Source organism: Pedobacter sp. AC212, assembly GCF_979258625.1.
Genome location: NZ_OZ409870.1, coordinates 3,878,630 through 3,894,628, shown reverse-complemented (window position 1 = coordinate 3,894,628; position 15,999 = coordinate 3,878,630). Strand labels below are relative to the sequence as shown.

Annotated in this window: 14 protein-coding genes; 3 read left to right on the top strand and 11 right to left on the bottom strand. The window is 37.7% G+C overall.

The genetic code is table 11. The features are described from left to right. Positions 1 to 621, bottom strand: a complete 621-nt coding sequence (locus tag ACZZZC_RS16525; protein ID WP_265799104.1) for an L-threonylcarbamoyladenylate synthase — start codon at positions 619 to 621, stop codon at positions 1 to 3. Positions 622 to 748: 127 nt separating this feature from the next. Between ACZZZC_RS16525 and ACZZZC_RS16520 the strand changes: the two genes are divergently transcribed. From ACZZZC_RS16520 to ACZZZC_RS16510, 3 genes are read left to right on the top strand one after another with little or no spacing between them, the layout of a single operon-like run. After that, entirely contained in the window at positions 749 to 1,006 is a 258-nt protein-coding gene (locus ACZZZC_RS16520) for a type II toxin-antitoxin system Phd/YefM family antitoxin (protein ID WP_463487701.1), read from the top strand. Continuing rightward, complete coding sequence (locus ACZZZC_RS16515) at positions 996 to 1,253, top strand: Txe/YoeB family addiction module toxin (protein ID WP_463487700.1); 258 nt, start codon at positions 996 to 998, stop codon at positions 1,251 to 1,253. The genes ACZZZC_RS16520 and ACZZZC_RS16515 overlap by 11 nt, the downstream gene beginning before the upstream one ends. Positions 1,254 to 1,265: 12 nt before the next feature. Next, positions 1,266 to 2,927: an FMN-binding glutamate synthase family protein gene (locus ACZZZC_RS16510; RefSeq protein WP_463487699.1), complete on the top strand. Its 1,662-nt coding sequence runs from the start codon at positions 1,266 to 1,268 to the stop codon at positions 2,925 to 2,927. Between the two features lie 751 nt (positions 2,928 to 3,678). Here the strand turns inward: ACZZZC_RS16510 and asnS are convergent. The 10 genes from asnS to lpdA all read right to left on the bottom strand — a co-directional run bounded on the left by asnS (position 3,679) and on the right by lpdA (position 15,295). Beyond that, the gene (gene asnS, locus ACZZZC_RS16505) at positions 3,679 to 5,127 is read right to left on the bottom strand and encodes an asparagine--tRNA ligase (protein WP_463487698.1); all 1,449 of its coding nucleotides are present in this window, start codon (positions 5,125 to 5,127) and stop codon (positions 3,679 to 3,681) included. A gap of 87 nt (positions 5,128 to 5,214) precedes the next feature. Next, on the bottom strand, positions 5,215 to 6,864 hold the full coding sequence (locus tag ACZZZC_RS16500) for a M28 family metallopeptidase (RefSeq protein WP_463487697.1): 1,650 nt from the start codon (positions 6,862 to 6,864) through the stop codon (positions 5,215 to 5,217). Between the two features lie 222 nt (positions 6,865 to 7,086). Further along, positions 7,087 to 8,073: a transglutaminase family protein gene (locus ACZZZC_RS16495; RefSeq protein ID WP_463483152.1), complete on the bottom strand. Its 987-nt coding sequence runs from the start codon at positions 8,071 to 8,073 to the stop codon at positions 7,087 to 7,089. A 43-nt stretch (positions 8,074 to 8,116) separates the two neighbouring features. Beyond that, on the bottom strand, positions 8,117 to 9,052 hold the full coding sequence (locus ACZZZC_RS16490) for an alpha-E domain-containing protein (RefSeq protein WP_463483151.1): 936 nt from the start codon (positions 9,050 to 9,052) through the stop codon (positions 8,117 to 8,119). A gap of 9 nt (positions 9,053 to 9,061) precedes the next feature. Further along, positions 9,062 to 10,510, bottom strand: a complete 1,449-nt coding sequence (locus ACZZZC_RS16485; RefSeq protein ID WP_463487696.1) for a circularly permuted type 2 ATP-grasp protein — start codon at positions 10,508 to 10,510, stop codon at positions 9,062 to 9,064. Positions 10,511 to 10,965: 455 nt separating this feature from the next. Next, complete coding sequence (locus ACZZZC_RS16480) at positions 10,966 to 11,493, bottom strand: ferritin (RefSeq protein ID WP_056849867.1); 528 nt, start codon at positions 11,491 to 11,493, stop codon at positions 10,966 to 10,968. A gap of 438 nt (positions 11,494 to 11,931) precedes the next feature. After that, positions 11,932 to 12,291, bottom strand: coding sequence for a hypothetical protein (locus ACZZZC_RS16475; RefSeq protein WP_463483149.1), 360 nt, complete (start codon positions 12,289 to 12,291; stop codon positions 11,932 to 11,934). A gap of 81 nt (positions 12,292 to 12,372) precedes the next feature. After that, on the bottom strand, positions 12,373 to 12,930 hold the full coding sequence (locus ACZZZC_RS16470; RefSeq protein ID WP_463483148.1) for a GNAT family N-acetyltransferase: 558 nt from the start codon (positions 12,928 to 12,930) through the stop codon (positions 12,373 to 12,375). Further along, the gene (locus ACZZZC_RS16465) at positions 12,931 to 13,770 is read right to left on the bottom strand and encodes an MBL fold metallo-hydrolase (RefSeq protein ID WP_463483147.1); all 840 of its coding nucleotides are present in this window, start codon (positions 13,768 to 13,770) and stop codon (positions 12,931 to 12,933) included. Positions 13,771 to 13,906: 136 nt separating this feature from the next. Continuing rightward, positions 13,907 to 15,295, bottom strand: coding sequence for a dihydrolipoyl dehydrogenase (lpdA, locus tag ACZZZC_RS16460; RefSeq protein WP_463483146.1), 1,389 nt, complete (start codon positions 15,293 to 15,295; stop codon positions 13,907 to 13,909). Positions 15,296 to 15,999: the final 704 nt, after the last annotated feature.

Sequence of the window (15,999 nt, the reverse complement as noted above, 5' to 3'; positions counted from 1 at the left end):
TTATAGAAAATCTTCAATGTTGCCTTTGCCTTCACGAATAACTTCAAATTCGCCGTTGGTACAATCAATTACTGTTGAAGCTTCGTTGTCTCCAAAGCCTCCATCAATTACCAAATCAACTAAGTTCTCATATTTCTCATGGATCAATTCAGGATCTGTTGAATATTCAACCACGTCGTCATCATCTTTAATTGAGGTTGATAAAATGGGGTTGCCCAGTTCCTTTACAATGCAGCGAGCGATATTATTATCTGGCACCCGAATACCAACGGTTTTTTTGTTAGAGCTTAATAACTTGGGTACATTATTATTGGCATTGAAAATAAATGTAAAGGGGCCAGGTAACGCTTTTTTCAATACCCTAAACGTCGTGTTGTCAATCGGTTTAATGTAATCAGAAATGTGTTTCAGGTCATGGCAAATAAAAGAAAAATTAGCTTTCTCTGGTTTGATACCTCTTATCCTGGCGATTTTTTCGATCGCTTTAGGATTGGTAATATCACAACCTAAACCGTAAATGGTATCCGTAGGATAGATAATCAAACCACCTTTTTTAAGCACTTCAACCACTTGTTCGATGGCCTTTTCATTTGGATTTTCTGGATAGATCTTAATAAGCATAGCGTAAAAATAACAAATAATGACGTTAGTTGTTTACAAGATGGTCTAATCATAAAAGTTCTAAATATGTACAAAAATTTGTACAGCCATTTTATTATTTTTAATTTTGATGCATTAAAGAATAAAAATGGAAATCACAAACTATACCTCATTTAGGCAAAGTTTAAAAACCTACCTTGATAAAGTTTTTTCTGATCACACTCCTTTGTTTGTAACACGTGCAAAGGGCGAAGATGTGGTTGTATTATCAAAAGCAGATTATGATAGCATGCAGGAAACTTTTTACTTATTAAGAAGTCCAAAAAATGCTTTGCGATTAGAGCAGGGTTTAAGAGACTATGAAAAAGGCTTAGCCAAACCACAAGAATTGCTTGATGATGAATAAATTATTTCTTGATGTTGCATGGGAGGATTATCTGTATTGGCAAAAGGTTGATAAAGCTATTCTGAAAAAAATCAATGCATTATTAAAAGAAATTGAACGTACACCATTTGAAGGCACAGGAAAGCCTGAACCATTAAAACATCATTACTCGAGTTGGTGGTCTCGAAGAATAAATTTAGAACATAGATTGGTTTACAAGGTAGAAAATTCAGCTATTATTATTCTGCAGTGTAGATATTATACCTAATTTGAACAAGACATGAGAAAAGCTTTCGTTGCTATTGCAGCATTTTTAGTTGCCCTTACCATTATGTTGGGCCTTTATCATCCGTTTTTATGGTGGACTTTCCTTTTCACCGGTCCTTTTGTAATCCTCGGTGTTTATGATTTATATCAACCCAAACATAGTATTGTAAGAAATTACCCGGTATTTGGGCGGTTGAGGTATTTCATGGAAGAATTAAGACCAAAAGTTTATCAATACTTTGTGGAAAGTGATACGAATGGCACGCCTTATAACAGGCTAAACAGGTCTTTGATTTATCAACGTGCTAAAAAAGACAACGATACTATTCCATTTGGAACGCAGCTTAACGTTTATGATAATGGTTACGAATGGTTAAGCCATAGTATTGCTGCAATTTCTCATCACGAGCTTAATTCTGATCCACGTGTGCTGGTGGGTGGACCTGATTGTAAGAAACCATATTCAGCAAGTATCTATAATATATCGGCAATGAGTTTCGGTTCTTTAAGCCAGAATGCGATTTTAGCATTGAATGGTGGTGCCAAAATGGGCAACTTTGCACACAATACAGGTGAAGGCGGAATCAGCGACTACCATCGCCAGCCAGGTGGCGATCTGATCTGGCAAATAGGAACAGGATATTTTGGCTGTCGCCATCAGGATGGTACTTTTAATTATGAAGCCTATGCCGAAAGAGCGGTAACTGACCAGGTAAAAATGGTGGAGATTAAATTATCACAAGGTGCGAAGCCAGGCCATGGCGGGATGTTGCCAGCAAAAAAGGTTACACCAGAGGTCGCACGGATTCGTTTGGTTCCACAGGGTAAAGATATATTGTCACCGCCAGCTCACTCCGCATTCAATACCCCAATCGGGCTCTTAGAATTCGTAAAAACGTTAAGAGATCTTTCTGGTGGAAAGCCTGTTGGATTTAAATTGTGTATTGGGCGCAAGAGCGAGTTTTATTCCATTTGCAAAGCGATGATTGAAACTGGTATTTATCCAGATTTTATTACCGTGGATGGGGGTGAAGGTGGAACAGGTGCTGCGCCACAAGAGTTTTCTAACTCGGTAGGTATGCCATTGAGAGAGGGTGTGGCTTTTGTTTATGATGTGTTGAATGGTTTTGACCTTAAAAAGCACATTAAAATTATTGCTTCAGGAAAGGTTTCTTCCGGATTTGATTTGGTTAAAAACATCGCATTAGGTGCAGATATGTGTAATGCTGCCCGCGGAATGATGTTTGCTTTGGGTTGTATTCAGGCTTTGGAGTGTAACAGCAATACTTGCCCAACTGGTGTGGCCACGCAAGATCAAAGTTTAATGAAAGGTTTGGTTGTAGAAGACAAAACTGTAAGGGTGAAAAACTTTCATAACCTAACCGTAGCCAGTGCGGTCGAATTGTTAGGCGCTGCAGGACTTCGCGAACCTTCTCAGTTAAGTCGTGCCTATATTAACAGGAGGGTAAGCCAGAATGTGATGCAGTCTTATTTGGAGACATTCCCCTATATTCCTGCCGGAAGTTTGCTGCAAACCCCTTATCCTACACGATTTGAATTGGGTATGGCACTGAGCACATCAAAAAGTTTTGCACCAACCGATTATAAAGTTTCTGCTGTTGATTATCAACATGCTAATTCTTATAATGATACCATGAGTGAAGAAGGGATATAGTTTAGCTATATATTTGAATTTAATAGGGAGCCAAGTTTTTAAAACTTGGCTTTTTTTGTTTTTGATGGTTTTTGTCGAATAGCGTTTTGATGGATGAAGATAAATTAGCTTGCTATCCGTCGTCATTTCGACCGAAGCGGAGAAATCTTTTAAATAGGACTTGCCAAGTACAAAGATTTCTCAGTTCCTCTGCGCTGCATTCGAAATGACGAAAGCGATGGAAGGCAGTGATGCTACTGTTTCTCATTCCAGTCTTAGCCTCTCGCTAAGACTTAAAAGTATGATAGTTTGGGATTTAAAGTTAGGTCTTAGCGAGACGCTACGACCAGAAAAGTTAAGTCTTTCTATCCGTCGTCATTTCGACCGAAGTGGAGAAATCTTTTAAATAGGACTTGCTAGGTACAAAGATTTCTCAGTTTCGCTGCGCTCCATTCGAAATGACGGATGCCATAGATGGGATTGATGCTATTGTTCTGATTATTTGCATCTCGCTAAGACTCAAAAGTATGATTGTTCGGTATTTAATGTTAGGTCTTAGCGAGATGCTACGACCAGAAAAGTTAATTTATCCTATCCGTCGTCATTTCGACCGAAGCGGAGAAATCTTTTAAATAAGAGTTTCCAGGTACAAAGATTTCTCCCTTCCGCTGCGCTCCATTGATAATTGATAGTAGTAAAAAAAAATCCGTTTGAACATTTCAAACGGATTTTTCACATCAATGGATTTATGCTTTTATCCTTTAAGCTTCAATTAAAACTCTGCGTTTTTAGGGAAACGAGGGAATGCGATCACGTCGCGGATGTTTGTCATCCCGGTAACGAACAATACCAAACGTTCGAAGCCCAAACCGAAACCTGCATGTGGTGCCGATCCAAAACGACGGGTATCCAAATACCACCACAACTCATCCTGTGGGATATTCATGTCTTCCATACGTTTTGTTAAACGATCTAAACGTTCTTCCCGTTGCGAACCACCAATCATTTCTCCAATGCCCGGGAACAAAATATCCATAGCTGCTACAGTCTTTCTGCCTTCAGCATCTGGTTCATTCTGACGCATGTAAAAAGATTTAATATCAGCTGGGTAATCGGTTAAGATCACTGGTTTTTTGAAATGTTTCTCCACCAAATATCTTTCGTGTTCACTTTGTAAATCAGCTCCCCACTCATCAATTAAATACTTGAACTGTTTCTTTTGGTTTGGTTTAGATGATTTTAAAATTCTAATCGCTTCTGTATAAGTTAAACGTTCGAATTCGTTAGCTAAACAGAAATCCAATTTTTCCAACAAACTAAATTCACTGCGCTCATTCTGAGGTTTTTGTTTATCCTCTTCAGCTAAACGTGTGTTTAAAAATTCGAGCTCTTCTTTGCAGTTATCCAAAGCATATTTAATTACATACTTCATCATGTCTTCTGCAAGTTGCATGTTATCTTCCAAATCAGCGAAAGCCACTTCAGGCTCAATCATCCAAAACTCAGCCAGGTGGCGGGTAGTATTTGAGTTTTCTGCTCTAAAAGTAGGACCGAAGGTGTAAATCTGTCCGAACGCCATTGCCGCCAACTCGCCTTCCAGCTGACCAGAAACGGTTAAGTTAGTGGCACGGGCGAAGAAATCCTGTGAAAAATCGACTTTCCCTTCATCAGTACGAGGAGTGTTGTCGAAATCTAAAGTGGTTACTTTAAACATTTCTCCCGCACCTTCTGCATCACTGGCAGTAATAACCGGCGTGTGCATATAAACAAAGCCACGCTCGTTGTAAAACTGGTGTATCGCAAAAGCCAAAGCATGACGAACTTTGAATACGGCATTAAAAGTGTTGGTACGGAAACGCAAGTGGGCAATTTCACGTAAAAACTCCAAGCTGTGTTTTTTTGGTTGCAATGGAAATTTTTCAGGATCACTATCTCCCAAAATCTCAACCGTTGTTGCTTTGATTTCAACCGATTGGCCCTTTCCTAACGACTCGACCAATTTACCAGTTGCAGAGATAGCTGCACCGGTGGTTATTCTTTTTAACAGCTCTTCTGGTAAATTATTAAAATCAACTACAACCTGGATATTGCCCATGCAAGATCCATCATTTAAGGCAATGAATTGATTATTTCGGAAGGTTCTAACCCATCCCATAACCGTTACTTCTGTGTCAAATGCTGTCGACTTTAATAAATCTTTAATTTGCTGTCTCTTAATCATATTGTTATTTGTAAAAGGCGCAAATTTAAGAAAAAAGTATCAGTTAACAATTAGCAGTATCCAATTTTCAGTTATTGAAACTGCGAACTACAAACTGTTAATTGACTTATCTCTTGCTGCTTTAAATTCTGATCCGGCTTTCCATTGCGGAAAAGTAGTCTCGTTGCTTAATTTGTAACCTACAGTAAATAGGATGTTGGCAATTTGCGCAAAGCCTTTCGTGTTCATTTGTGGCGAGTAAGCATCTGAAGGTTGGTGGTAATGTTTTTCATTATAGCCCAGTCTTTGTTCTTGTCCCCATTTAGCGCCATGTTCCTTGCTATTGAAACCATTCACAATATCGATTGCAGGTACACCCACTTTTGCAAAATTAAAATGATCAGAACGATAGTAGCTTCCGGCACTTGGGCGGGTGTCGCCCACTGCTTCCAAATTATTATCATTGAGTAAGTTGACGATATAGTCTTCCACTTCGTTTTGACCTTTTCCTTTAATAGAAATGTCTTTGGTTTCGCCATAGAAACCTAGCGCATCCATATTTAAGTTGGCTACCGTTTTATTTAATGGATAGATTGGGTTTAAGGCATAATATTCTGACCCTAGCAAACCTTGTTCTTCACCAGTCACTGCTAAAAATACAACAGATCGTTCTGGCTTTTCTGTTGATTCCTGAAAAGCTTTGGCGATAGACAGCATGGCTGCAACACCGCTTGCATTATCTACAGCGCCATTGTACATAGAGTCGCCATTAACTTTCGGTCCGATGCCGAAATGATCCCAATGCGCGGAGTAAATAATCGTTTCTTCTGGTCGCTTACTTCCTTTAATAATTCCGATCACATTTTGCGAAGTGGAATATTTGTATTTATTGTTTAAAGTTACAGTTATCGTTTGGTTTAGCGGAACAGCTTTAAAATCCTTTTTTCGGCCATACTCACGAATATCTCCGGTGATTCCAGCATTAGCCAGTAACTTTGTTGCCGCTTGTTCCGTCATCCAGCCTTCAAGTTTACATCTTGATTTGTGTTTGTCGGCAGCCTGGAGATATAACCTTGCACCCGTATTGCTATTGGTAATCACTGACCAGCCGTAGCTAGCGGGTTCCGTTTGATGTATAATGATTACTCCAGCAGCGCCTTGCCTTGCAGCTTCTTCATATTTGTACATCCATCGGCCATAATAAGTCATGGTGTCGCCCCTAAAATACATTTTATCTTTTGCGTTAAAACCAGGATCACTGATTAATACCACGACAGTTTTACCCTTCACATCCAGATCTTTGTAGTCGTTCCAGTTAAATTCTGGTGCCACAATACCGAAGCCGGCAAAAACAAGCGGCGAATTTTTCAATTGAATGGTATCCTGTTCTCGTCTGGTAAATGCAACGAAATCATCAACCGCTTTAAATGTCAGTTTTTCCTTCCCGCCAGTTATTTCCATTCTTTCTGATGTGGTAGAAGTAATTTCGACCATGGGCACTTTTTGAATGTAACTGCCATTGTTGCCAGGTTCTACCCCGGCTGTTTTTAGTGCCGACGAAATATAATTTACAGTTTTAGTTTCTCCGACCGTGAATGGGCGCCTGCCTTGCAGTGAATCATCAGCTAAAACAGCAATGTGCTGTTTTATCGTTTCTGGACTTATGGGGCCTAAGCTTGTAGATTTTTTTTCTTCTTTACAGCCGAAAATGAGAGCGATTCCCAATGCAGCTAAGCTTAATATTTTAATTTTGCTCATATTATTTTTCGATTAATAAAAAAGTCATCGGATGAATATAAGCAAATTGCCGATATTCCTCTAATGACTCATTAATGATGGTATTTCAATGCAAGCAAAACAAAGATTTAATTATATGAATTCATCGGATGAATACGTCTAAAACGCAGAGATCAATCAGATGAACAAATTGTTTTATGCTGTCGATCCTGCCTTGTCCTTAAATCTTGAAAATCCTGATCCCTACTGTTGCTGCTGTTGCTGCATGGCTTCCATATATTGCTGGTAGCTGTTTTGCTTTCTAACGGTAGTTGCTAATCCTGATGGTTTGGTATAATTTACTTCTTTGGGTTGGAAGTAATTCTCATTGTCGTTAAAATCTTCATCGTTATAACCTACCGATACATTTACCTCCATAATATGCTCAAAACCACCTTTATAAACCCCTTTTACAGGTGAGCAATCGGCAAAATTTCGGCCAACTGCCAAACGAACATGATTTTCATTGGTGATGCAATTGTTGGTAGGGTCGAGGCCTAGCCAGCCATATTCTGGCAAATAAGCTTCTGCCCAGGCATGGGTTGCGCCTTCACCACGCATGCCGTCTCTGTTCGGGCAAATGTATCCACTTACATATCGCGATGGGATACCCGTTAACCTTAGCATAGCAGTAAGCACATGCGCAAAATCCTGGCAAACACCGGCTTTTAATTTCAGAATTTCTTCAATGGTGGTATCTACCGCAGTAATTCCTTTAATGTATTCGAAGTTGCTGAAAACGTGTGCACAGTATTTAACTGCCGTTTGATATGGCGTATCTTCTGCTGCTTTAATGGATAAAGCGGTTTCTTTCAGTTGAGTTATTCCTTTAAAAGATTCTTGCCTCAGATAATCAATATAAGGCACTTCGTATTTGATGGTCTCTAGACTATTCCACTGTTCGCTGCTAAACATGTCATCTTGAGGCAATGGTTTAGCGAAAGTTTCTACACTAACCTTTGAAAATATTTTCAACTGTGTGTGGGGTTCATTTTGAGTAAAAGTTCCCACCTCGTTTCCATAATAATCTATAAAAATTTCAATCTCCGGGCTACCTGAAATATTAAGGTCGTGTTTAACCACCTTCTGGAAATCGTCTTTTATAGGAAACAAAATGATCTGATTGGCGCTATCCCGAACTGGCGACTCGTATTTGTAATTGGTGATATGTTTAATTTTAAAAATTGGCATAGTGATGTTGGTTATTATTATCTATCGGGATGATTATTTAATACTATGAATTTGCGAAATAATATTCGTTTAAAAGGTTTCCGATGCCAAAAAGTTCAGCCCGGATTTCAGTTAAATAATCATGCAACTGCTCTTCTTCCATTGTGTTAACCGAACTATAGGTAATCATACTTTTCAACCGACCTATTTTAAACGACAAGTTATTGTAATGCTCAATATTGCTTTCGCTTTTTAACCTGTTAAAATACCGCTCGATATTATGCATAGAGTAAAGCGCCGATCGAGGAAAATCGTTATTTAACATCACCAATTCGATAATATTTTTAGCGTCAAATCCTTGTCGATAGGTTTTCAAATAAAGCTCATAACCACCTAAAGATAAAAGTAAATGTTTCCAGTAAGCGATATCCGTTAACAAATCGGGATTGTCGCTAATGGAGCTAAATTTAATGTCCAAAATATCAACAGATTGAATACTTCTTTCCAAATGTTTCCCGATTTTCATGAAACTTCGACTTTCGCCACGTTCCATAGCGCTATCTGCCGTTCCGTGGTAAAGCATTACCTGCTTAATCAAAATATCCAGGGCTGTAATTGGATCATCTTTTTGTACATACCACAATAGCTTTTCGTCTTTAACGGTGTGATAGTATTCGTTTAAACATTGCCATAAATCTTTCGGAATGTGCTCTTGTACGCTTCTTGCATTTTCTCTGGCCAGCGTTACAATATTTAAAATCGAATTTGGGTTTTCACGGTTTAACAATAGATATTCAATAACGGCTCTACTATCGTGCTGAATATTTAACAGTTCGTTTTCATCATCAGCAGAAAAAATCCTGATCACGGGTTTCCAGGTAAATTCCTGGATGGTATCTTGCGATGAGGCATAATTTATTTTTAGCATGCGAAGCATACCATCGCTACGCTCCACATACCTGCTCAACCAATATAAGCTTGATGCTACTCTACTTAACATATTTTTATTCTAAGAAGTTAAAACCCATGTATCTTTACTGCCGCCACCTTGCGAACTATTTACCACCAAAGAGCCTTCTTTCAGGGCCACCCGAGTTAATCCACCGGGAACAATGGAAATTCCATCCGGTCCATTTAGTGCAAAAGGACGTAAATCGATTCTTCTTGGTGCCAGTTTTCCGTTAATAAAGCAGGGGGCAGATGACAGGCTTATTGTTGGCTGAGCGATGAAATTGCGTGGATCTTTTAGGATCTCTAGTTTGTAATCATCTGTTTCCTGTTCCGAAGCTGCATGCCCCATTAACATGCCGTAACCGCCACTTCCATTGGTTTTTTTAATCACCATCGTGTTGATGTTCTGAAAAACATAATCCAATTCATCGCGATTGCTCAGCTGGTAGGTGGGTACATTTTTTAGTATGGGTTCTTCGTTCAAATAATATTTAATCATGTCCGGCACGTAGGTGTAAACTGCTTTATCGTCAGCAACGCCATTTCCAACAGCATTCACTATGGCTACATTGCCTTTTCGATAAGCGCCCATTAAGCCGGCTACGCCTAGAACGCTGTTCGGGTTGAATACCAGCGGATCGAGGTAATCATCATCTACCCGTCGATAAATTACATCAACCTGCTGCAGGCCTGTAGTGGTTTTCATGAAAACTTTCTGGTTTTTAACCACTAAATCCCGGCCTTCTACCAATTCAACACCCATCAATCGGGCTAGGGTAGTGTGTTCGTAGTAAGCAGAATTGTACATGCCCGGGCTTAAAAGCACAATTGTAGGGTTTGATACCGCTCTTGGCGAAAGCGCCATTAGGTTTTTGTAAAGGATGGCTGGGTATTCGGTTACACTTCTTACGCCGCATTGCGGAATCAAATCAGGGAATAATCTTTTCGTTATTTCCCTATTTTCCAGCATGTAGCTCACGCCAGATGGGGTGCGCAGATTATCTTCAAGTACATAGAAAGTGCCGTCGTGATCCCGGATCAGATCAATGCCAGCAATGTGAATATAAATGTCGTGAAGTACATTTACATTGTGCATCTCTCTTAAAAAGTGTGGGCACGAATAAATTACATTGATAGGTACAGTTTGATCCTTGATGATAAATTGATTGCTATACACATCTTTTAAGAAAAGATTCAAAGCCTTTAAACGCTGTTTAATTCCTTTTTCAATAAACGACCATTCACTCGAGGTGATGATACGGGGGATGATATCGAAAGGGAAAATCTTTTCAATTCCTTCACCGCTATCATACACGGTGAAAGTAATACCCTGGCTCATGAAGAGTTTTTTTGCCAACTCTTCTTTTTTGTTTAGGTTTTCGAGAGATTCTTTAGAGAAATTATCAATGAAGTTTGAATAGTGATTTCTGTAAGTGTCACTATTTAAAAACATTTCATCATAAGTTTGGGGATGATTTAAGTAATTTTTTATAAAATTTTCTATCATTTGACTTAAATATTTTGTTAAAGTATGATTTTGAAAGTAAAAAATGTGTTTTTGTTATAAAAAAATTATACTTAAACGTTTTGTTGTGTTTTTAGGTAATATTTTTATCTGTTTTTTGATGATGTTTTGTGTTTTTTATTAAATAATTTAATTTATTTATAAATATTGCTTGCTTATATGAAGAAAGTTTGTACTTTTGTGATGCTCGTTAATTATTATTATATATTTGGTTTAAAAAAAGCGCTGGCAACGGCGCTTTTTTTATAAAACTCTTCAGACTTATTCATAATCAACATAAAACCAAACAAACTAAACTAAAAGAAGCTTTCAAGTGATCACTTGGAAGCTTTCTTTTTTAATAAGGTTTTAGTTGCGGGAATAATGCGCAAAAAAAAAGACCATCTTGAGGTTAATCAAGATAGTCTTTTAAAGATATGTTTTGTTGATTGTTATTATTAATCTTCCGAATAGGTGATTTTGTTCACATGTTTGTCTATTTCCCATCTTCCAGTTCCTTCTTCACCAATCACTTCGAATAGTTCAAGCGCTCTACGTGCTTTATATTCTTCTTCACGTTGCTCTTTTAAGAACCAGTTCAAGAATTCCATAGTTACGAAATCTTGTTCTTTATGGCATCTAGCCGCTAAATTTTTAAAGCTTTGCGTAATTGCAATTTCTGCCTCAAGTGCATCTTCAAATACTTCTCTAAAACCTGCAAAGTCAGTTTTAATTCCTGTAACTTCCGGAGAGATTGCATTGCCACCCATATCTAAAACGTATTTGAACAATTTTAATTGGTGCATTCTTTCTTCTTCAGATTGTTTTGTGAAATAATCTGCCGAGAAATCGTAGCCTTGTTGGTTACACCAAGAGGCCATTGATAAATATAGTGATGAAGAGTGAGCTTCTTTTTTTATTTGCTGATTTAAAAGTGTTTCGATATCCTGAGATATTAAACACTTTATACGCATTAGATCTTTCATAATTTCTGTGCTTTAATAACAATACAAATGTAAAACGAAATTGTTCAATTATACTATTTATTTGCTATATGAAATTAGTCTAAATTGCTGATAATAAGTTATTTGTAATGAGTTTAAATAATGACAATTGTTGGTGTGTGTTGCTGAATAACGTTTAACGGATACCGATTGGAAGACAGTGAGATAGTGCTTTGATTTTGAGCGAAAGCCCGATAGCGCAACGAACAAAGTTAAGGATGAAGACGCAAAAATGGAGGTCGGAATATTAGAGATTGACTAGCTAAGCAAGAATGTGAAGAGATAATTGCTAGAAATAAAGAAGAAAATCAACTACTGTATAATAAATATAAAGCACCAATTGATTAATCAGAAATATACTAAAGACGGTTGATTCAATGAATAAAAAACAAATAAGCCACTGACGATTAAGCCAATGATTTAATAAACTAATCTATAAAGACAATCGCTAAGCAGGTGGTTGAGTTTGAACATGGTAAATGCGCCTTGTAATAAATCTTTTAAAGCAACAATTTCCAAGGCATTTAAGAGGTAAATATGCTCGCAACCATTAAAAGTTACCAACTCGAAATCAGCCCGGTGTGTATTTAGTAGAAGCTCTTCGATGTCGATTTGCTCCACTACCTTTTTTAATTTTTGTAGCGACATGCAATTGTATTTGGCAAACTTCCCGCCAAAATCAACATAAAAGCAATTTAATTTATCTGATTGATAAACAGAGCCATGTGCATTTGAGAATACGTTAACCAGTTCATTAATATCAATACAAGCTTTTTCCATGTATTGCAAAAATTGGCATTATTTAGATTAAATACAAATAAAAACAAAAATAAATTTTCGAATTGACATCAAGCTGTTCATTTAAATATCGTAAATAAGATGATCGTATTCGCCACCCATAAATTTCTGAGTATTCTGCTTTTTAAAGCCAGACTTTTTATACAGGTTTTGTGCAATCAGGTTTTGTTTTTCTACCAGTAAACCTACCTTCTGATGTCCGAGCGCCGAGGCCCAGTTTATACCTGACTGAATTAATGCTTTGCCAATTCCTTTTCCCTGTGCTTCTGGAACAACGCTCAAGGTATCGAAATAAAACTCTCCTGATTGAGTTTCCGGCTCCGGTTCAAAGTTTTTTAAATTGTGCTTCTCTGCCAAATATTCTAGAAAACCTTTTCGCAATGCAAGTAAATCGCCGCCATTGTAGGCATTTAATGCACCAAGAACTTTGTCTTCCTCCACATATATTATTGTGTTTTCGTAACTGTATTGATTTCCGTTCTGCTGAAAGAAATGTTTAAATAATTCGAATATCACTTTTGGATCACTAGAGTTGGCAAACTTAGCAGCCAGTTCATCCATCGCCAAAACAATTAATGGGACTACCGCATCTGCATCACCTGGTTTTGCTGGCCTAATCATCTAAATTTCACTCAATTTAAATGTTTGATCCACCCGTATCCCTTTTTCAGTTCTTTGTAAAGTACAGCACTCGTTCAAAGGATCATGTTCTAAATAAAGAATGTAGTCGTTATTGACAGCTTCATTTAAAAAAGCCTGTTTTTCGGTCAATGTTTGCAGTGGAAACATATCATAAGCCATCACATAGGGCAGGGCTAAATGACCAACTGATGGTAAAAGATCGGCCATGTAAACGATGGTTTTTCCCTTATATTTTATTTTCGGCAACATCATCGCATCGGTATGGCCGTAAGCAAAAGAGATGTTAATGTTGGACTGCCATTCTATATTTTCGTTTTCTTCCACAAACTGAAGTTGACCACTTTCTTGAATAGGTAGGATATTTTCTTTTAAAAATGATGCTTTTTCGCGGGCATTTGGATCTACAGCCCATTGCCAATGTTTTTCGTTACTCCAATACTGAGCATTTTTGAAAGTAGGGGATAGCTTGTCATTCTCCCGCTTAATGGCGCCGCCTACATGATCAAAGTGCAGGTGTGTTAAAAATACATCGGTGATATCATCCAATCCGAAACCCAATTTAGCCAGTGATGTCGTGATTGAATCATCGCCATGCAAATGATAGTGACTAAAAAATTTTTCATCCTGTTTATCGCCAATTCCGGTATCAACCAAGGTAAGCCTATTGCCATCCTCAATTAAAAGACAGCGCATGGCCCATGTGCAAAGGTTGTTCGAATCTGCCGGATTGGTTTTTTGCCATATTGCTTTCGGAACAACACCGAACATGGCGCCGCCATCCAATTTAAATAGACCTGTGTTTATAGTATGGAGTTTCATCTGCTAGTATTTAGTATCAAGTATTTGGTATCAAGATGTGAGTTGGCTATTAAGTTTTAAAAATACAAAAACCCTTTAGAACTAACTAAAGGGTTTTCGTATTTTGACTAAAGACTAAAGACTAAGGAGTCCCGACTTACAAGTGGATAACTTCACCGTAAGCATCTGCAGCAGCTTCCATAATGGCCTCACTCATTGTTGGGTGAGGATGTACAGATTTTATCATTTCATGACCAGTGGTTTCTAATTTACGGGCAACCACAATTTCTGCGATCATTTCAGTAACGTTAGCACCAATCATGTGTGCGCCTAATAATTCACCATATTTGGCATCAAAAATTAATTTTACAAAACCATCTTTTGCACCAGCTGCACTTGCTTTACCTGAAGCTGAGAATGGGAATTTACCAATTTTCAATTCGTATCCAGCTGCCTTAGCCGCTTTCTCAGTATATCCCACTGAAGCGATTTCTGGAGTGCAATAAGTACAACCTGGAATGTTGTTGTAATCCAAGGCTTCTACATGCTGACCAGCAATTTTTTCCACGCAAATAATGCCTTCGGCAGATGCTACGTGTGCCAATGCCTGGCCGCCAACAACATCGCCAATAGCATAATATCCTTTTACTGAGGTATTATAAAATTCATCGGTAACGATTTTACCTTTTTCAGTTTTGATTCCGGTTTCTTCTAAACCGATGTTCTCGATGTTTGCTACAATACCAGCTGCAGAAAGTACAATATCAGCCTCAATAGTTTGCATGCCTGATGCCGTTTTAACAGAAATTTTACAGCCAGCGCCAGCAGTATCAACTGATTCAACCGAAGCTGAGGTCATTACATCGATACCCACTTTTTTCAAGCTACGCAATAATTGTTTAGATACATCTTCGTCTTCTACCGGAACAACGTTTTCCATAAATTCTACGATAGTTACTTTTGTGCCCATTGTAGCATAGAAATAAGCAAACTCCACACCGATAGCGCCTGAACCCACCACAACCATACTTTTTGGTAATTCTGGTAAAACCATTGCCTGGCGGTAGCCGATAATTTTTTTACCGTCTTGTTTCAAGTTTGGCAATTCTCTTGAGCGAGCACCAGTTGCGATAATGATATTTTTTGCTGTAAGTTCTTTTTGAGAACCATCTGCACCTTTAACTTCTAATTTATTTCCCGGTTTCAATTTACCGATACCCATCACTACGTCAATTTTATTTTTCTTCATTAAAAATTGAACGCCCTTACTCATGCCATCGGCTACGCCGCGGCTACGTTTTACAACTGCTGCGAAATCTGCTGTAGCACCCGCTGTAGTAATTCCGTAATCTGCAGCATGGTTAATATATTCGAAAACCTGAGCACTTTTTAATAATGCTTTCGTTGGGATACAACCCCAGTTTAAACAAATACCACCTAATGATTCACGCTCTACAATTGCAACTTTCATTCCCAATTGTGAAGCTCTGATTGCAGCTACGTAGCCACCTGGGCCGCTGCCTAAAACAATAACGTCGTAATTCATCTGTTTTTTTTATTTTATTTTTTATCTGTCAGATGGAACTTTTCATAATTAAAACATCACAAAGTGATGTTTTGCGATTTAATTATGAACTGTTCATATCTAAAAAGATTTCTTTTAAGCTGTTTTATTGTTGGTAATCTCCCGGTTAGGAGAAGGCTCTTTGAAACAGATTTCCCTCGCTTTAATAAATTATATCAGCATTACACTTAAAAAACTTTTGTTTCTTATAATCCCCAAAACTAAAAAAAAAATGTTAATTGGCACTGATGAATATGAGATCCCGTGTCAAAATTCGGAATTTGACATATTACTTTCATAACCTGGTTGAATTATCGTTAAAAAAGATCTCTAAAATGTTAAATCATCATATAAAAACGAGCTTTTGAAGGCTAAGTAATAAATCCATAGTCCGAATATTATTTTTCGGGATAATTTAATCGCTTCATTCGGTATTAGTCAACAATTTGTAAGATTTAAAGGGCTAAAGGTGTAAATGTTTAAATACTTTTTTTGTGAAATTCAGCAATCGACCTTTTTTTGATTCGATAATGGCAAGATTATATGTGATTCTTTAAGAAAAATTCAATGTTGCTTACAAACGATTGATAAAGTGAAAGTTAAAGGACTTATTAATGATGTTAATTGTTGAAAAGTTTTGGAATGCTTAACGATAATTTAACATTGGATGTTAAAATGTGTTAAAT